Annotated in this window: 18 protein-coding genes; 7 read left to right on the top strand and 11 right to left on the bottom strand. The window is 69.3% G+C overall.

The window, feature by feature from the left end:
- Nucleotides 1-18 precede the first annotated feature (18 nt).
- A complete protein-coding gene (locus LXB15_RS13120; protein WP_233948879.1) occupies nucleotides 19-1,125 on the top strand; it encodes an aldo/keto reductase in 1,107 nt (368 codons plus the stop codon).
- Nucleotides 1,126-1,208: 83 nt separating this feature from the next.
- Here LXB15_RS13120 and LXB15_RS13115 read toward each other — a convergent pair whose 3' ends face one another.
- Genes LXB15_RS13115 through LXB15_RS13105 form a run of 3 tightly spaced genes read right to left on the bottom strand, consistent with a single transcriptional unit; the run spans nucleotide 1,209 to nucleotide 3,644 of the window.
- The gene (locus tag LXB15_RS13115; protein ID WP_233948878.1) at nucleotides 1,209-2,135 is read right to left on the bottom strand and encodes a dihydrodipicolinate synthase family protein; all 927 of its coding nucleotides are present in this window, start codon (nucleotides 2,133-2,135) and stop codon (nucleotides 1,209-1,211) included.
- Between the two features lie 12 nt (nucleotides 2,136-2,147).
- Nucleotides 2,148-2,843 carry a ribonuclease activity regulator RraA gene (locus LXB15_RS13110; RefSeq protein ID WP_233948877.1) on the bottom strand — a complete coding sequence of 232 codons (696 nt, stop codon included), beginning with the start codon at nucleotides 2,841-2,843 and terminating at the stop codon, nucleotides 2,148-2,150.
- 15 nt (nucleotides 2,844-2,858) lie between these two features.
- A complete protein-coding gene (locus tag LXB15_RS13105) occupies nucleotides 2,859-3,644 on the bottom strand; it encodes an SDR family oxidoreductase (protein ID WP_233948876.1) in 786 nt (261 codons plus the stop codon).
- Between the two features lie 99 nt (nucleotides 3,645-3,743).
- Between LXB15_RS13105 and LXB15_RS13100 the strand changes: the two genes are divergently transcribed.
- Complete coding sequence (locus LXB15_RS13100; protein ID WP_233948875.1) at nucleotides 3,744-4,652, top strand: LysR family transcriptional regulator; 909 nt, start codon at nucleotides 3,744-3,746, stop codon at nucleotides 4,650-4,652.
- On the opposite strand, the gene LXB15_RS20970 is transcribed toward LXB15_RS13100, so the two are convergent.
- The 6 genes from LXB15_RS20970 to LXB15_RS13075 form a co-directional block, all read right to left on the bottom strand.
- On the bottom strand, nucleotides 4,653-4,787 hold the full coding sequence (locus LXB15_RS20970) for a hypothetical protein (RefSeq protein ID WP_255696598.1): 135 nt from the start codon (nucleotides 4,785-4,787) through the stop codon (nucleotides 4,653-4,655).
- A gap of 342 nt (nucleotides 4,788-5,129) precedes the next feature.
- Nucleotides 5,130-5,339 carry a hypothetical protein gene (locus LXB15_RS13095; RefSeq protein ID WP_233948874.1) on the bottom strand — a complete coding sequence of 70 codons (210 nt, stop codon included), beginning with the start codon at nucleotides 5,337-5,339 and terminating at the stop codon, nucleotides 5,130-5,132.
- A 250-nt stretch (nucleotides 5,340-5,589) separates the two neighbouring features.
- The gene (locus LXB15_RS13090; RefSeq protein WP_233948873.1) at nucleotides 5,590-6,312 is read right to left on the bottom strand and encodes a GntR family transcriptional regulator; all 723 of its coding nucleotides are present in this window, start codon (nucleotides 6,310-6,312) and stop codon (nucleotides 5,590-5,592) included.
- Between the two features lie 97 nt (nucleotides 6,313-6,409).
- Entirely contained in the window at nucleotides 6,410-7,957 is a 1,548-nt protein-coding gene (locus tag LXB15_RS13085; protein WP_233948872.1) for a tripartite tricarboxylate transporter permease, read from the bottom strand.
- Between the two features lie 11 nt (nucleotides 7,958-7,968).
- Entirely contained in the window at nucleotides 7,969-8,424 is a 456-nt protein-coding gene (locus tag LXB15_RS13080; protein WP_233948871.1) for a tripartite tricarboxylate transporter TctB family protein, read from the bottom strand.
- Nucleotides 8,425-8,494: 70 nt separating this feature from the next.
- Entirely contained in the window at nucleotides 8,495-9,475 is a 981-nt protein-coding gene (locus LXB15_RS13075) for a tripartite tricarboxylate transporter substrate binding protein (RefSeq protein ID WP_233948870.1), read from the bottom strand.
- A gap of 141 nt (nucleotides 9,476-9,616) precedes the next feature.
- Between LXB15_RS13075 and LXB15_RS13070 the strand changes: the two genes are divergently transcribed.
- From LXB15_RS13070 to LXB15_RS13060, 3 genes are all read left to right on the top strand, one after another.
- Nucleotides 9,617-11,347 carry an IlvD/Edd family dehydratase gene (locus LXB15_RS13070; RefSeq protein ID WP_233948869.1) on the top strand — a complete coding sequence of 577 codons (1,731 nt, stop codon included), beginning with the start codon at nucleotides 9,617-9,619 and terminating at the stop codon, nucleotides 11,345-11,347.
- Nucleotides 11,348-11,427: 80 nt separating this feature from the next.
- Nucleotides 11,428-12,849 carry an NAD-dependent succinate-semialdehyde dehydrogenase gene (locus tag LXB15_RS13065; protein ID WP_233948868.1) on the top strand — a complete coding sequence of 474 codons (1,422 nt, stop codon included), beginning with the start codon at nucleotides 11,428-11,430 and terminating at the stop codon, nucleotides 12,847-12,849.
- Nucleotides 12,846-13,265 (top strand): cupin domain-containing protein, encoded by a 420-nt coding sequence (locus LXB15_RS13060; RefSeq protein ID WP_233948867.1) that lies wholly within the window; start codon nucleotides 12,846-12,848, stop codon nucleotides 13,263-13,265. The genes LXB15_RS13065 and LXB15_RS13060 overlap by 4 nt, the downstream gene beginning before the upstream one ends.
- An 81-nt stretch (nucleotides 13,266-13,346) precedes the next feature.
- Here the strand turns inward: LXB15_RS13060 and LXB15_RS13055 are convergent, their stop codons facing one another.
- Both LXB15_RS13055 and LXB15_RS13050 read right to left on the bottom strand, forming a co-directional pair.
- Complete coding sequence (locus LXB15_RS13055; protein ID WP_233948866.1) at nucleotides 13,347-14,732, bottom strand: cell wall metabolism sensor histidine kinase WalK; 1,386 nt, start codon at nucleotides 14,730-14,732, stop codon at nucleotides 13,347-13,349.
- Nucleotides 14,719-15,399, bottom strand: a complete 681-nt coding sequence (locus LXB15_RS13050) for a response regulator transcription factor (protein ID WP_233953162.1) — start codon at nucleotides 15,397-15,399, stop codon at nucleotides 14,719-14,721. Before LXB15_RS13050 ends, LXB15_RS13055 begins: the two co-directional genes overlap by 14 nt.
- Before the next feature lie 158 nt (nucleotides 15,400-15,557).
- Here LXB15_RS13050 and LXB15_RS13045 point away from each other — a divergent pair, with 158 nt between their 5' ends.
- Nucleotides 15,558-17,204, top strand: a complete 1,647-nt coding sequence (locus LXB15_RS13045) for a phosphoethanolamine transferase (protein WP_233948865.1) — start codon at nucleotides 15,558-15,560, stop codon at nucleotides 17,202-17,204.
- Entirely contained in the window at nucleotides 17,201-17,587 is a 387-nt protein-coding gene (locus tag LXB15_RS13040) for a diacylglycerol kinase (protein ID WP_233948864.1), read from the top strand. Before LXB15_RS13045 ends, LXB15_RS13040 begins: the two co-directional genes overlap by 4 nt.
- The last annotated feature ends 13 nt before the right edge of the window (nucleotides 17,588-17,600 follow it).

Here is a 17,600-nt window from a genome sequence, read left to right as displayed (position 1 = left end):
TCACTAGGGAATGAGTTCATGTCGATGACCACCTACCGTCCGCTCGGCCGTTCCGGCCTTGTGGTCAGTCCGCTGTCTCTCGGAACGATGACGTTCGGCGTCGATCGGTGGGGCATGGAGCGAGCCGACGCGGAGGCTGTCTTCGATGCCTATGTCGAGGCCGGCGGCAATCTCGTCGACACGGCCGACGTCTATGCCGCCGGCCGCAGCGAGGAGATGCTGGGCGCCATCATCGCCGATCGCGGACTGCGCGACAGCCTCGTCGTCGCGACCAAGTCCGGCTTCTCCGCCGGCCGGGGCCCGCATGCCGGCGGCAACGGCGCCAAGCATGTGCATGCCGCGCTCGAAGGCTCGCTGCGCCGGCTCGGCACCGACTACATCGACCTCTACTGGGTCCATGTGTGGGACTCGCTGACCCCCGCCGAGGAGCTCTTGGAGACGATGGCGGGCCTCGTGAGGGCCGGCAAGATCCGCTACTGGGGGCTCTCCAACGCACCGGCCTGGTATGTGGCGAAGATCGCGACGCTCGCCGCCGTCCACGCGATGCCGGGCCCCATCGCCCTGCAATATTTCTATTCCCTCGTCAGCCGCGAGGTGGAATCCGAGCACCTGCCGCTCGCACGCGACATGGGCCTCGGGATGATGCCGTGGAGCCCGCTCGCTTACGGTCTGCTCACCGGCAAGTACGATCGCGCCACGGTCGAAGCGGGCGCGCCGCGCGCTGGTGGCCTTCCCAGCGACGCCGGGACCGGCGCTCCCCGACCGGAGGGCGACAAGCGCCTCGACGGCAGCAATCCTTTCGGCGACATGCTCTTTACCGATCGCAACTGGCGGATCGTCGATGCGCTTCGCGGTGTCGCCGACGCGATCGGCGAGACGCCGGCCCGCGTGGCGCTGGCGTGGGTTCTCTCGAAGCCCGGCGTCGACACGGCCCTGATGGGCGTCAGCCGTGTCTCGCAAGTCCATGACAACGTCGCAGCGACCGAGCTTCGCCTGCCGGCCGAACAGATCGCCGTCCTCGACGAGGCCAGCAGTCCGGAAAGCGCGATGATCTACGGCCTCTTCACGCCGGCCGCGCGCCAGAACCTCGTCTTCGGCGGAACCGCCGTCGTCGACCGCAGCTAGGCTGCTCCGACGCGTCCGCGCACCGAAACCGGATCGACCCGGCGTAGGGGAGGGGCGGCCGTCGCAGGCCGCCCCCCGGATCGTCAGAGCGCCGCGCGCTTGTCGGTGCGCGCGAGCCTTGCCAGCAGGCGCTCGACATCGGCCTTGGTCGGCGCGGTGAGTTTCGGGCCCGGCGCGCGCAGCGCGTCGTGGGCGATCGCGCCGCGCTTCTGCAGGACGTACTTGCGCACCGACAGGCTGATCACCGGCTGCTGCTCGTAGCGCAGCAGCGGCAGATGCGCGTCGAAGAGGTCCTGCGCCGCGTCGAGATCGCCGGCAAGGCTCATGTCGACGACGTCGCGCAGCATCTCCGGGAAGGCGTAGCCGGTCATGGCGCCGTCGGCGCCGCGCTGCATCTCGAGTTCGAGGAACAGCGCGCCGTTGCCGCAGAGGATCGAGACGTGGCGGAGCGAGCCGTCGCGCTCCCAGTCACGCAGCGCCGTGATCTTGTCGAGGCCCGGCCAGTCCTCGTGCTTCAGCATCACGCAGGAGGGGTTGTCGTTGATGATCCGCTTGATGACGCCCGGCGTCATCTGGACCAGCGTCGCCTGCGGATGGTCCTGCAGCACGAAGGGGATGTCGCTGCCGATCTGGGCGATTGCCTGGGCGTAGTAGCCGACGATCTGGTCGTCGGTGCGCATCGTCGAGGGCGGGGCGATCATCACCGCGGCGGCGCCGACCGCCATCGCCTCGCCGGCGAGGCGGCGCATGGCGGCAAAGCCCGGTGCCGAGACGCCGACGATAATCGGCCGGCCGCCGGCGCGGGCGATGACCTGGCGGACGATCTGCAGCGATTCCTCGGGCTCGAGCTTCTGCGCCTCGCCCATGATGCCGAGGATGGTCAGGCCGTCGGAGCCGGCCTCCCAGTAGAAGTCGGTCATCCGGTCGACCGAGGCGGTGTCGAGCGAGCCGTCGGGCAGGAAGGGCGTGGGCGCGATGGCGAAGACGCCCTTGGTGTCGGGAGAAAGCATGTCTGTCATTTCCTATTTCGAGGCGTCGTAACGGGCCTTGGTCTCGGCGTTCATCGGGTAGAGGCCGGGCAGGCTGGCGCCGTTCTCCACCTCCTCGACGATCCAGGCTTCCATGCGCTCCTGCTCCGGGCCGTCGGCGAGGACGTCGTCGAGCAGCGCCTTCGGGATGACCACGGCGCCGTCGTCGTCGGCGACGATGACGTCATCGGGGATCACCGCGACGCCGCCGCAGCCGATCGTCTCCTGCCAGCCGACGAAGGTGACGCCGGCGACCGAGGGCGGGGCGGCGAAGCCGCGGCTCCAGACCGGCAGGCCGGTCCGCGTCACGCCGGCGACGTCGCGCAGCACGCCGTCGGTGATCAGCCCGGCGACGTTCCGCTTGGCCATACGGGCGCAGAGGATGTCGCCGAAGATGCCGGCATCGGTGACGCCCATGGCGTCGGCGACGACGATGCAGCCCTCCGGCATCGCCTCGATGGCGGCTCTGGTCGAGATCGGCGAGCCCCAGGAGGCCGGCGTCGCCAAGTCCTCGCGCGCCGGCACGAAGCGCAGCGTGAAGGCCGGGCCGACGAGGCGGGGCTGGCCCGGCTTGAGCGGCATCGCGCCGCGCAGCCAGATGTTGCGCAGGCCCTTCTTCAGAAGGATCGTGGTGATGGTGGCGGTCGAGACATCCTTGAGGACGGCGATCGCTTCAGCGGTGAGTGTCATCTGGATTCCCCTTGATCAGATGCTCGGGACATAGCCGCCATCGACGCGGATGACACTGCCGGTGACGTAGGACGAACGGGCCGAGGCGAGGAAGGCCACGACGTCGGCATATTCCTGCGGGTCGCCGTAGCGGCCGAGCGGGATGGCGCCGGTGCTCTCGGCGACGACGCTTTCCAGGCTGCGGCCCTCGCGCTCGGCCTTCTTCTCGTCGAGGAAGCCGATCCGGCCGGTGGCGACGCGGCCGGGCAGGACGATGTTGGCGGTGACGCCGTCGCGGCCGACTTCGGCGGCCAGCGTCTTCGACCAGCCGAGCAGCGTCGAGCGCAGCGCGTTGGAGAGGCCGAGATTGGGGATTGGCGCGACGACGCCGGAGGAGGTGGAGGTGATGATCCGCCCCCAGCCGCGCTCGCGCATGCCGGGCAGCACGCGATCGGTGATGGCGAAGACCGACAGCACCATCGCTTCGAAATGCTTGCGCCAGAGGTCGACCGGCTGGCCGGATACGCCGCCGGGGGGCGGGCCACCGGTAATCGAGACGAGGATGTCGACCGGCCCGAGTTCGGCCTCGATGCGCCCGACATTGGCCGAGATCACGTCGAGGTCGGCGAGGTCCCAGGCGAGCGCCAGGGCCCTGCCGCCGGCGGCCTCGATCTCGCCGACCGTGCGCGCCGCGGCTTCCGCGTCGAGATCGGCGACCGCGACCCTAACGCCTTCGCCGGCCAGCGTCGCGGCGATGCGGCTGCCGAGCCCGCCGCCGGCGCCGAGCACCAAAGCGGTCTTCTGGGAAATCCCTAGATCCATGCAACTCTCCTTCTGCGAATCGCGCGCAGGGTGCGTGTCTCGATCCCAAAGATGAAGTACGGTCTCCTTCGTTCACCCTGAAGGAAATGTTGGTTCCCCATGGACAGCAGCCATCTGGAGACCCTGGTGCGCGTCGCGGAGAAGGGCTCCTTCGTCGCGGCGGCGAACGATCTCGGCATCACCGCGACGGCGGTGGCGCAGCGCATCCGGGCGCTGGAGACGGAGATCGGCGTGGGGCTGGTCGCCCGTTCGGGGCGGACGGTACGGCTGACTGAGGCGGGCCATGCGGTGCTGGCGCGCAGCCGTGAGGTGCTGCGGCAGATCGGCGAGCTGCGCACCGCGGCGCTGGGCGGCGAGATCGTCGGGGAATTGCGGGTGGGGGCGATCGCCACCGCGCTGACCGGACTGTTCCCGCAGGTGCTGGAGCGCCTGACCGAGCGCCATGCCGGGCTCGACCTCTATCTGGAGCCCGGCACGTCCGCCGGCCTCTACGACCGGGTCGTGTCGGGGGCGCTCGACGTCGCGGCGCTGGTGCGCCCGTCCTTCGACATGCCGAAGGCGATGAGCTTCCATCTGTGGCGGCGCGAGAAGCTGGTGCTGCTGGTGGCCGCCGACGACCGGCGCACCGACGTGGCGGCGATCCTGCGCACCTCGCCCTTCATCCGCTACGACCGGCGGCAATGGGGCGGGCGGCTGGCGGCGTCGTTTCTCGACGCGATCGGCATAGCGCCGAAGGAGCGCTTCGAACTCGACGCGCTGGACGCCATCGCGATGATGGTGGCGCGCGGGCTGGGCGTCTCGCTGGTGCCCGACTGGGCGGGGCCCTGGCCGGACGGGGTGCGCCGCCTGACGCTGCCGGCGCCGGCGCCGGTGCGCGAACTGGGCTTCGTGCAGCTCGGCAATTCGCCACGGACGCATCTCGTCCGCGTGCTGATGGAAAGCGCCTGGGCCGTCGAGCCCCCGCCGGACCGCGCCGGGACCGGCGGCGGTACGGAGATCAGCCTCTGATCAGTCGATCGCGCCGGGGAAGCGCATGCGGTATTCCATCTCGCGGCGGCGGGCTTCGACGATGCTCGAGCCGAGACCGGCGAGGGAAGCCTTGACGCGGGTGTAGAAGGTCGTGGTGCGGGGGGTTCTGGACATGTTTCGTCTCCGTCTCTTGTACGTGACGGAACCTAGGCGCTTTCGCACTGCACAGGCAGATGCTGCACTGCATGGGACCCATGCGGTCAGTGCGCAGATGGTTGGCGGAATTGTTGACAATTACCGGGCAGGGGTGCGCACGGCGTCCTTGGTGCGGACCGAAGAGAGGTTAGAGGCGGTCGAGGTCGTCGCGGCTCATCTTCTTCGGGCGTCAGTCGGGACTGGTCTGCCGCCCGGTCCAGAGATGCTCCATCGAACGCCCGCCAGCCTAAGCCAGCGAGCCTTTTCATCGCGGAGGACCTCTATGCGGAAGCTCTCTGCGTAGACCACTGTGAGCGAGCGTTACGCCCCGGTTGGAGGCGATGGGGCCGCGACATCGCTGTCGTCGGCATCGTCGTACTCGGGTGAACGGCCGCCATTGGGCAGCTTGCTCTGTTCCCGTTTGACGTGTTCGGTTTCCGTTTCGCCGGACGGGCTGTCCTCGGTGGCGACCTTCGACCCGTCCTCGCGGTACTCGGCACCGTCCTTCGTCGTTTTGCTGATCTCGGACATCGTAGCTTCCTCTCGTTGCATATTGAGGAAGGTCCGGCGCACGCTCCGGTTCCGTTGACGCCCTATGTCGCTTGCTGTGCCACTCCGACGCAGTGACCGTCATCGAGAGCCGTTCTGAGCGACGAGAAGGCGTCCAGACGCTGCGTCGAGACGGGGATCTGCCTGCACGCCGAAGCCGCATGGCCGGCAATGGCTTCTTTGCGTGCTTCGGTCGCAGCTTCGCTCCGCCCGCTCGGCCCCGGCCGCTGCCTCAGCCCTCCTCGTCGTCGGCGAAGCGGGAGCGGTAGGTCTGGACGTAGTAGTTCTTGGCCGGCGCCAGATGGTTGCGGCAGAGCTCGACGAGGGCGGCGCGGTCGCCGGCGCGGACGGCGGCGACCATCTTCGCGTGGTCCTCGGCCGCCCACAGCAGATACGGCCTGTCGTTCAGGAAGATGTGCCGGTAGGCGTGCGATTTCTGGGCGAAATTGGTGATCGCCTCGATCAGCGCCTCGTTGCCGCAATGGGCGAAGAGCTTGCGGTGGAAGTCGATATTGGCGCGGAAGACGCGGCGCTGGTCGCCCGAGAGGATCGCCTCCTGGTGCGACTTCTGGATCGCGTCGAGCTCGGCGACGGCGGCGTCGGGCAGCGGCAGCGGGATCAGCGAGGCGGCATGCGCCTCGATCAGTTCGCGCACGCTGTTGATGTCCTCGACTTCCTTGGCGTCGTAGAGCCGCACGACCGCGCCGCGGTTGCGGTAGCGTTCCACGAGGCCGAGACGCTCGAGTTCGGCGATCGCCTGGCGCACCAGATGCCGCTTGGCGCCGAAGCGCAGCGCGATCTCCTCCTCGACCAGCCGCTCGCGCGGGTGCAGCCGGCCGAAGACGATGTCCTCCTCGAGGCGGGTGACGATCTCGGCGGCGATGTCCTCGCCGCTGCGCCGCTTGCCGCCGGCCGCCGCCGCGTCCTCGCGGGTCTCCTTCGCCAGATGGGACATCGTCAGCTCTTCCTTCGCACTCCGTTCCGAGAGTCCCTCCACCCATAACCTCTTACGAGCCCCGGCGGATAGTGAGCCATCCGTCGGGGTCAGCGCACTACTCGCGGCTTCCGGCGACGTCGCCGCCGGCGGGCTCGGCGCCCTTGACCGGCCTGGTGCGGAACAGTCTCGCCATCGAGCCGAAGAGCGGCGTCGCCTGCAGGAGCGAGAGCAGCGCGAAGGCCAGCAGCGTCGCCGAGATCGGGTTCTCGATGAAGATGCTCCACTGGCCGCCGCCGATCAGCAGCGACTGCTGCAGCGTGGTGTCGAGGATCGGGCCGAGGATGAGGCCGATGACCAGCGGCGGCGTCGGGATGCGGAACGAATCGAAGGCAAGGCCCAGCATGCCGAAGGCGATCATCAGCCCGATGTCGAAGACCGAGTTGTTGATCGCATAGGCGCCGATCACCGACAGCACCACGATGACCGGGCCGACGACGCGGTTCGGGATCTTGGTGACGGCGACGCAGGCCCGGGTGAACAAGAGGCCAACGAGGAACAGCGCGACATTGGCGAACAGCACCGCCCAGAGCAGCGTGTAGGTCACGTCGCCATAGTCGGTCATCAGCGACGGGCCCGGCAGGATGCCGTGCACCATCAGCCCGCCGAGCAGCACCGCCGTGGAGGACGAACCGGGAATGCCGAGCGCGATGGTGGGGATGAGGGCGCCGCCGACGACGGCGTTGTTCGCCGCTTCCGGCGCGACGATGCCGGCCGGATAGCCGGTGCCGAACTCGGCCTTGTGGCGCGAGAAGCGCTTGGCCTCGTTATAGGCGAACCAGGAGGCGGTATCGCCGCCGGTGCCGGGGATCAGGCCGACGAAGATGCCGATGACCGAGGAGCGCAGGCTGTTCGGCAGCATCTTCAGGAACTCGGGCCCGGTCGGGAGCATGCGGTCGGAGACGTTGGAGACGCGGGCGCTCTGGTTGGCGTTGCCCTGCATGATGAGGCGCACCGCCTGCGGGATCGAGAACAGGCCGATCAGCGCGACGGTGAAGTCGATGCCGCCGAAGAGTTCGAGGATGCCGAAGGAGAAGCGCGGCGTGCCGGTGGTCAGGTCCATGCCGACCATCGCCAGCAGCAGGCCGATGGCGCCGGACATCAGGCCGAGGATCGTCGAGCCCTGGGACAGCGAGCCGATGATGGTGATGCCGAGCACGGCGATGGCGAAGATCTCCACCGGGCCGAAATTCAGCACGACCCGGCCGAGCAGCGGCGCGACGGTCAGGAGCACGATCGAGGACAGGACGCCGCCGATCAGCGAGGCGGTCAGCGACAGGCCGAGCGCCTTGCCGGCCTGGCCCTTCTGGCCCATCGGGTAGCCGTCGAGGACGGTGGCCGCCGCAGCCGGCGTGCCGGGCGTGCGCAACAGGATGGCGGCGATCGAGCCGCCATACATCGCCGCCAGATAGAGCGAGGCGAGCAGCGCGAGGCCGGTTTCCGGCCGGAAGGAATAGGTGAGCGGCAACAGGAGGGCGATCGCCATTGTCGCCGAGAGGCCGGGCATCGCGCCGACGAACATGCCGATCAGGGCGCCGATCAGGATCGCCGCGAGATTGACGGGCTCGACGACGTTGGCGAGACCGATCCAGAAGAAGGATTCCATCGCGATGTTCCTCAGAGGGCCGGATAGAGGGGGATCGATAGGTTCAGGAACCAGACGAAGACGCCGAAGATCACCGCGGTGACCGAGACGATGGCCGAGACGGCCGCTACCGGCCCGACCGGACGCAGCACCGCCAGCGGGATCGCCAGGAAGAGCGGCGTCGCGATCAGGTAGCCGATCCACGTGATGCTGAAGGCATAGAGAACGATCAGCGCCAGGAAGCCTGCGCCAATCGCCAGGCTGCGCGTATCGGTCGGGGTATCGGTGCCGGATCCGGCGTCGGCGACGGCCGTACGGGGTCGCAGCCGGTACCAGACGACCTTGGCGATCGCCATGACCGCGAGGACGATCACCACGGCACCGAGCAGGTCGGGCAATTTCGCGGCGGTGGGCGGGTAGGACGCGGCCTCGTTCCTGAAGAACAGCGCGAGCGCAATGGCGGCGAGGGCGACGACGATCTGACCCATCTCGGGATTCCTGGATGCTGACGGAGGAAGGAAGGCGGCGCGCCCGGGGACGCGCCGCTGGTGCTTCGCCTTACTGGGCGGCCTGCACGTCGTCCTTGATCTCCGCCCAGAGCGCCTGGAACTCACCTTCCTGCTTCTTCAGGAAGGCGGCGTATTCGTCGCCGGGGATGAAATCGATCATCAGGCCCTGCTTCTCGGCCGCGGCCTGGAACTCCGGGTTCTCCATCACCTTGGCGAGGGCGTCGATGATCTGCTGGCGGGCTTCCTCGGGGAAGTCGCCCGGGCCGCTGTAGCCGCGCGAGGAACCGGCGACGAGGTCGTAGCCGAGTTCCTTGGCGGTCGGCACGTCGGGCAGGTTCTCGAGGCGCTCCTCGGAGAACACCGCGAGCGGGCGCAGATTGCCTTCCTGGATCTGCGAGAAGGTGACGCCGACATTGGTGAAGCTCGCGTCGATCTTGCCGCCCATGGCGGCCGTCCAGGACGGGCCGTCACCCTGGAAGGGGACCTTCTGGAGCTGGACGCCGGACTGGCGCTCGAACTGCAGCGAGGTGAAATAGTCGTCGCCGCCGACGCCGGAATTGCCGACCGTGATGGTGCCCGGGTTTTCCTTGGCGGCCTTGACGAAATCCTCGAACGTCTTGAACGGGGAGTCGGCGGCAACGACCGCGATGCCCGGATCGGTGACGATGTTGGCGATCGGGGTGATCTCGTCGATCGTGTAGGTGATCGACGGGTTCATGATGTAGTTGGTCTGCAGCATCGGCGTGTTGGTGATGCTGATCGTCGAGCCGTCTTTCGGCGACTGCTTGGCGAGCCGCGTCCAGGCGATCGCGCCGGTGGCGCCGGGGATGTACTGGTTGACGAAATTGACGCCGAGTTCCTCGGCGAGGAAAGGCTGAACGAGCTGGGCAAGGGCATCCGAGCCGCCGCCGGCCTTGAAGCCCTGCATCACGTTGATGTCGCTGGCGGCGGTGTATTTGCCGTCCTGCGCCAGTGTCGGCGAAACGAAAGCCGTCGTGGCGGCGAGAGCCGCGGCGAGTATCAGTTTCATAGTGAACCTCCCAGTTCGGTCATGCGCTTCTCGGCGCGAGCGGCACCATAGGCAAGCGGTTTCGCCGTTGTCAAACAGATTGTTGACAATCTTGATGCCAGCGTGATTGGTGGGAGCAAGGGCAGTGCCGGGGAGAATCGAATGACGGACCGCGACGGACGGGGACTGAAGAAGGGGCTGACGAGCTATGGCGATGCCGGGTTCTCGCTGTTCCTGCGCAAGGCCTTCATCAAGGGCATGGGCTATTCCGACGACGCGCTGGAGCGGCCGATCGTCGGCATCGTCGACACCGCCAGCGGCTACAATGCCTGCCACGCCAACGTTCCCGATCTCGTCGAGGCGGTGAAGCGCGGCGTCATGCTGGCCGGCGCGCTGCCCGTGCCGTTCCCGACCATCTCGATCCACGAATCCTTCTCGCACCCGACCTCGATGTTCCTGCGCAACCTGATGGCGATGGACACCGAGGAGATGATCCGCGCCCAGCCGATGGACGCCGTCGTGCTGATCGGCGGCTGCGACAAGACCGTGCCGGCCCAGCTGATGGGCGCGGCGAGCGCCGGGGTGCCAGCGATCCAGCTGGTCACCGGGCCGATGCTGACCGGCCGCCACCGCAGCGAGCGCGTCGGCGCCTGCACCGACTGCCGGCGCTTCTGGGCGCGGCACCGGGCCGGCGAGGTCGACGCCACCGAGATCGCCGAGGTCAACGACCGGCTGGTGCCGGGCGCCGGCACCTGCGGCGTCATGGGCACGGCGTCGACGATGGCGCTGACCGTCGAGGCGCTGGGCATGATGGCGCCGGGCGGTGCAACCGCCCCGGCCGTCTCGGCCGATCGCCGCCGCATCGCCGAGACCACCGGCCAGATCGCCGCGCAGCTGGCGACCCGGCCGCTGCTGCCCTCGGCGATCATGACCGAGAAGGCCTTCGAGAACGCCCTGACCGTGCTGCTCGCCACCGGCGGCTCGACCAACGGCATCGTGCATCTGGCGGCGATCGCCGGGCGCTGCGGCCTGTCGCTCGACCTCGACGCCTTCGACCGGATCGGCCGCAAGGTGCCGGTGCTGGTCGACCTGAAGCCGTCCGGGCAGAACTACATGGAGGATCTCCACGCGGCGGGCGGCCTCGTCTCCATCCTGCGCGAGCTGAAGCCGCATCTCCACCTCGACTGCCTGACCGTCACCGGCCGCACGCTCGGCGAGGAGATGGATGCCGCCCCCGCTGGCTGGCAGCAGGACATCGTCGCGCCCTTCGACGCGCCGGTCTATCCGGAAGGCGGCATGGCGGTCGTGCGCGGCAACCTGGCGCCCGGCGGCGCCATCGTGAAGCAGTCGGCGGCGACGCCCTCGCTGCTGACGCATCGCGGCCGCGCCGTGGTGTTTTCCTCGATCGCCGACATGGCGGAGCGGGTGGACGCGCCGGACCTCGACGTCGGCCCGGACGATGTCCTCGTCCTGCAGAATGCCGGGCCGATCGGCGCGCCCGGCATGCCGGAAGCCGGCTACATGCCGATCCCGCGCAAGATCGCGGCCACCGGCGTCAAGGACATGGTGCGGATCTCCGACGCCCGGATGAGCGGCACGGCGTCGGGCACGATCGTCCTGCACGTGACGCCGGAATCGGCGGCCGGCGGGCCGCTGGCGCTGGTGCGCACCGGCGACATGATCGAGCTCGACGTGCCGGGGCGGCGCCTGCATCTCGACGTTTCCGATGCCGAGCTTGCCGAACGCCGGCTCAGCTTCAAGGCGCCGGTGCACGAGGGCTCGGACCGCGGCTACAAGAAGCTGTTCCTCGACACGGTGCTGCAGGCCGACGAGGGTTGCGACTTCGACTTCCTGGTTCCGGAAAAGACCGGCCGCGTCCCGAAGGATCGCTGACGGCGCGCAGGCTGCGGCGCGGTTTCGCGCCGCGCCTTTCCCAACAACCATCGGGCGGCGCCGGCGACGGATCGCCGCCCATGCGAGGACCGATCGTGATCCTGTCCGTTGACCCCACGAGCGGCGCCAAGCTGGCGCGCTACGACGAGCATTCCGGCGCGGCCGTCGAGGCGGCGCTGGCGGCGGCCGCCGCGGCGCAGGCGAACTGGCGCGGCGTCGCCATCGCCGAACGTGTGCAGCTGCTGACGCGCATGGCGAAAGCCCTGCGCGCGGGCAGGGACCGCCATGCCGCGATGATCACTGCCGAGATGGGCAAGCCGATCGGCGAGGCCGAGGCCGAGATCGAGAAATGCGCCGCCGCCTGCGACTTCTACGCCGAGGCGGCGCCGCGCTTCCTCGCCGACGAGCGGGTGGAGACCAACGCCGCCGAGAGCCTGATCCTCTACGATCCGATCGGCGTCGTCCTGGCGATCATGCCGTGGAACTACCCGTTCTGGCAGGTCATCCGCTTTCTCGCGCCGGCCCTGGCGGCCGGCAACGGCGCCATCCTGAAGCACGCCAACAACGTGCCGCAATGCGCCCTGGCGATCGAAGCGCTGATGCGGGAGGCGGGGTGCCCACAGGGCCTGTTCGCGACGCTGCTGGTCGGCTCCGGCAGGGTCGCCGGGCTGATCGCCGACGACCGGATCGCCGCCGTCACCCTGACCGGCTCGACCGAAGTCGGCGCCATCGTCGCGGCGCAGGCCGGCACGGCGCTGAAGAAGCAGGTGCTGGAGCTCGGCGGCTCGGACCCGTTCATCGTCCTCGCCGACGCCGATATCGAGCAGGCCGCCAGGGTGGCCGTGAAGGCGCGCTTCACCAATGCCGGCCAGTCCTGCGTCAACGCCAAGCGCTTCATCGTCGAGGCCAGCGTCGCCGACCGCTTCGTCGCGGCCTTCGTGGCCAATGTCGAGGCGCTGAAGCTCGGCGATCCGCTGCAACGCGACACCGATATCGGGCCGATGGCCCGCGGCAATCTCCGCGACGGGCTGCATGCGCAGGTCGAGCGCACGCTTTCGGCCGGCGGCACGCTGAAGACCGGCGGCAGGAAGGTCGAGGGGCCGGGATACTGGTACGAGCCGACGGTCATCGACAACGTGACGCCCGACCAGGCGGCGTTCTGCGAGGAGACCTTCGGCCCGGTCGCCGCGATCGTCCGGGTGCGCGACGCCGAGGAAGCGATCCGCCTCGCCAACCAGACGGAGTTCGGCCTCGGCGCGGCGCTCTGGACGGCGGATATCGAAAAGGCGCGGGGCTTCGCCCGCCGGATCGAGGCGGGGGCGGTGTTCGTCAACGGCATGACCGCCTCCGACCCGCGCCTGCCCTTCGGCGGCATCAAGCGCTCCGGCTACGGGCGCGAACTCGGCGTGCACGGCATCCGCGAATTCACCAACATCAAGACGCTCTGGATCGGCCCGGCGACGCCCGCCGCGCCAGGGCCGGCAGAAGGGACCCCTCGATGAGCAACGCCAAGCCCGGCATCTTCCGCCCCGACCAGATCGTCGCCCGCGAGCGCGGCGGCGGCGCCCGGACCATCCCGCTGGTCAACCGCGCCTCGGGCACCACCAGCTTCATCAACGGCATCACCGAGTTCGCGCCCGGCGCGGCGATCCCCGTGCACAGCCACAATTGCGAGGAGAGCGTCATGCTCATCGAGGGCAACGCCATCGCCGAGATCGACGGCGAGCAGCACGTGCTGAAGCCGCTCGACACGACCTTCATCCCGGTCAACCTGCCGCACCGCTTCATCAACGCCTCCGACACCGAGCCGATGAAGATCCTGTGGATCTACGCCAATGTCGACGCCACCCGGACGATCGTGGCGACCGGCGACACGCGCAGCATCGACGACGAGCACGCCGCGCCGCCCGCCGCCTGAGCGGCACCGCTCGCCGCGGCGGACTTGCGGGGGCATCCGGACGGCCGCGTGCCGGCCGGAGCGGGCCGGGCGCAAATTCTTCTATGCCGGTCCGCGGTCCCCTGCCGGCCGCGCCGCGGCGAAGCGCAGCTCGACCCGGAGCCCCGGGCCGGCATCGCTCACCGCGCGCTGCGCATCGTGCAACTCGGCGATCGAGGCGACCAGCGCCAGCCCCAGCCCGTGCCCCGGCGTCTCGCGGCTGCGATCGAGACGATAGAGGCGGCGGAAGATGTTCTCGCGCTCGGCCTCCGGAACGCCCGGCCCGTTGTCCGATACTTCCAGGACGACGTCGCCGCCGTCGCGGCGGGCGACGATCCGGATGATCCCCGGCGGGGGCACGTGGTGGATGGCGTTCTCGACCAGATTGGCGAGGGCCTGCACCAGCAGGTCGGTGTCGCCGACGATCCATAGCGCCGGCTCAATGGCGACGACCAGCCGGTGCCCGGCGTCGAGGGCGACCTCCCCGTAGGCATCCGCGATCCGCTCCGCGACGGAGGCAAGGTCGAGCGTCGTGAACCGCGCCTTGCGGGCGCCGGCATCGATCTGCGCGATGCGCAGCAAGGCGTCGAAGGAAGCGACGATCGCGTCGCTCTCGCCGATGGCGGTCTGCACCGCCCGCTCGAGGTCGGCCTGCCCCTCGGCCTGGCCGATGCCCTCCAGGCCCTGGCGAAGCCGGGAGAGCGGCGTGCGCAGGTCGTGGGCGATGTCGGTGGATACCTGGCGCAGGCTCTCCACCAGCGTCTCGATCCGCGCCAGCATGACGTTGATGTCCGCCGCCAGCCGGTCGAGCTCGTCGCCCTTGCCGGCGATCGGCAGGCGCAGGTCGAGGCGGCCCTCGACGATCGCCCTTGTGGTGGCGGCGATGGCGTCGACGCGGCGGGTCGGCCCGATCCCCACGACGTAGCCGCCGATCAGCGCCAGCATCATCGTCACCACGGCCCCCGACAGCAGCGCCGAGAGGAGGACGCGCTGGATGTCGGCGACGATGTCCGACCGCCGGGCGACGAGAAGCCGATCCTCGCCCAGCACCACCCCCTCCGCATGAAGCTCCAGCTGCCGCTCCCCCTCGGCCTCGCCGTCGGCCGGATCGAAGGGCTCGACCGACCATCCGGGGCGCCAGCGCTCCGGCGGCAAATTGCCGGCCAACCGCGTGCCGTCCGGGCCGAGCAGCAGGAAGTAGCGGTCGGGCGCGGCGCTCTCGGTCAGTTCCCCGACCTCCTCGAGCAGGCCGCCGGCGCCGCCTTCCTCGAAGGCCCGGCGGAACAGCGACAGGTCCTCGGTGATCGAGGCGCGCACGATGCCGCGCACCTGCGCGACGGCGGCGACATAGGTGATGCCGAGCAGGATCAGGGCGGAGGCGATGAAGAGCAGGCCGTAGGCCACCGCAAGCCGGAAGGAGATCGTCCGGAAGCGGTCAGGAAGCGGCATCGATGGAATATCCCGAGCCCCTGACGGTGCGGATCATCTCGCCGGCGAAGGGCCGGTCGATCTTGGCGCGGAGCCGGCTGACATGCGTCTCCACGACGTTGGTCTTGGGGTCGAAGTGGAACTCCCAGACGCGCTCCAGCAGCATGGTGCGGGTCAGGACGCGGCCGCGGTTGCGCATCAGGTATTCCAGCAGGCGGAACTCGCGCGGCTGCAGCTCGATCGGAACGCCCGCCCGCGACACGGTGCGGGCGATGAGGTTCATCTCCAGGTCGCCGACGCGCAGGATGGTTTCCTCCTGGCGCTTGCCCGCCGTGCGCCGGGTGAGGGCGCTCAGCCGCGCCATCAGCTCGGAGAAGGCGAAGGGCTTGAGGAGATAGTCGTCGGCGCCCGCCTCGAGGCCCTCGACCCGGTCGTCGACGCCGCCGACCGCGGTGAGGAAGATCGCCGGGACGCCGTTGCCGCCGGCCCGCAGCGCCCGCATCAGCGACAGCCCGTCGAGGCCCGGCAGCATCCGGTCGACGACCATCGCGTCGTAGGCGCGGGTGAAGGCGAGCTCCAGCCCGATCGGACCACTGATGGCGTGGTCGCAGTCGTGGCCCTCCTGCCGCAGGCCCTGGACGACATAGGCCGCGGTCGTCGGGTCGTCCTCGATGAGCAGCACCTTCAACGCCATTCCCCCTGCCAAGCGCGACGCCGGCCAGTATGCGGCGGCGCCGGGCGGACCCCAACTATACGGATTCGTATAGAGGCGGCGAAACGGCGCCGAGCCGGCGCCTGTAGAAGCATTGGCGCCGGTTCCGACCCGATCCCAGCCGCAAGGACCTCATGCGCCCCTATCGCCCCCGCCTCGGCAGCATCCCGCTCGTCCTGATCGTCTCCGTCTATCTCCTCGCCCTGACCAACGACACGTTCTGGCGCAAGGGCCTGGCGTATCTCGGCGGTCACGAGGGACAGCTCGCCGCCCTCGGCTTCTGCCTGCTCCTGCTCTGCGTCGCGGCACTGACGACGTTTTCGGCGAAGTACATCGTCAAGCCGTTCCTGATCTTCGCGATCCTCGTTGCCGCGACCGCCTCGTATTTCGTCGACACGTTCGGCCTGGTGATCGACCGGGAGATGATCCAGAACGTCGCCCTCACCACCAGCTCGGAGGCGGCGCACCTCCTGTCGCCCGGCCTTCTCGCGCACTTGCTGGCCTACGGCATCCTGCCGTCGCTGCTGGTCGCGCTGGTGAAGGTCGCGCACCGGCCGTTCTGGGAGAAGGTCAGGGTCAACAGCCTGGTGATCTTCCCCTGCCTCGGCGTCACCGTCGCGATCGTCCTGGCGAACTATCCGAGCTTTTCCTCCACCTTCCGCAGCCATCGCGACCTGATGGCGAGCTTCAATCCCGCCGCACCGATCGTGGCGACGGTCAAATACGCGATCCGGGAGATGGAGGAGCGCGACATCGTCGCCGCCCCGCTCGGGACCGACGCGCGGCCAGCGGCGCGGGCCGGGGGCACGGGCAAGCCGCTGGTCACGGTCGTCGTCGTCGGCGAAACCGCGCGCGCCGCGAATTTCGGCCTCTACGGCTACGCCCGCGACACCAATCCGGAACTCAGCCGGCGCGATGTCGTCGCCTTCCAGAACGTTGCCAGCTGCGGCACGTCGACGGCCGTCTCGGTGCCCTGCATGTTCTCCAACCTCACGCGCGGCGGCTATTCCAGCAAGGCCGGACGCTCCGTGGAGAACCTCACCGACGTCCTCAGCCACGCCCATGTCGACGTGCGGTGGCTCGACAACAACACCGGGTCGGCGGATGTCGCCGATCGCATCCCCTACGAATATCTGCCCGCCACCAAGGATCCGCGCTTCTGCTCGGACGGCGAGTGCCACGACGAGATCCTGGTCGAGCACCTGCGGACGGCGCTCGCCGACGTGCGCCAGGACACGGTGATCTTCCTGCACCAGCTGGGCAGCCACGGCCCGGCCTATCACCTGCGCGCCCCGGCGGCCTTCCAGCGCTACCAGCCGACGTGCCGGGACGAGTCCTTCGCCGACTGCACGCGCGAGGAAATCGTCAACGCCTACGACAACACGATCCTCTACACCGATCACGTGCTGGCCGAGATCGTCGACCTGCTGGCCGACCGGACCGACCTTGCGGCCTCGATGCTCTACGTCTCCGACCACGGCGAGTCGCTCGGCGAGAACGGCCTCTATCTGCACGCCATCCCGTATTTCATGGCGCCGTCGACGCAGACCCACGTGCCGATGATCGCCTGGTTCTCCGAGCCCTACCGGCGCGAGACCGGCATCGACGCCGCCTGCGTCGCCGCCCGCAAGGACGATCCCCTGTCCCACGACAATTTCTTCCACACCGTGCTCGGCACGGCGGAAATCGCCACGAGCGTGTATGATCGCGGCCTCGACGCGTTGGCGCCCTGCCGCAGCGCCACGCCGCAGCTCGCCGCGGCCAGGGAAACCGCACGATGAGCCTCGACGCCGTCCGCGATCGCACCGTCCCGCCGAAACATACCGGGCTTCGCCACCTCGTCGCGGCGACGGGCTACTCGCTTGCCGGGCTGCGCTGCCTCCTCGGCGAGCCGGCCTTCCGCCACGAGCTCGCCTTCGGCGCGCTGGTCTTCGCGGCGCTTGCCTATGGCGGCGCGTCGCTGGCGGCCTGGCTGGTCCAGGGCATCCTGCTGCTGGCGCTGGTCGCCGTCGAGGCGCTGAACACGGCGATCGAGCGCATCGTCGACCGGCTGTCGCCCGACTGGTCGCCATTCGCCCGGAACGCCAAGGATCTCGGCTCCCTCGCGGTCGGCTGCCTGATCCTCGCGAACGTCCTGATGGTGATCCTGGCGCTCGCCGGCTGACGCGCCGCCCGAC

The sequence above is a fragment of the Aurantimonas sp. HBX-1 genome (assembly GCF_021391535.1).
Lineage (GTDB): Bacteria > Pseudomonadota > Alphaproteobacteria > Rhizobiales > Rhizobiaceae > Aurantimonas.
The sequence above is the reverse complement of the archived record's forward strand: the minus strand, read 5'-3'. Positions and strand labels throughout refer to the sequence as shown.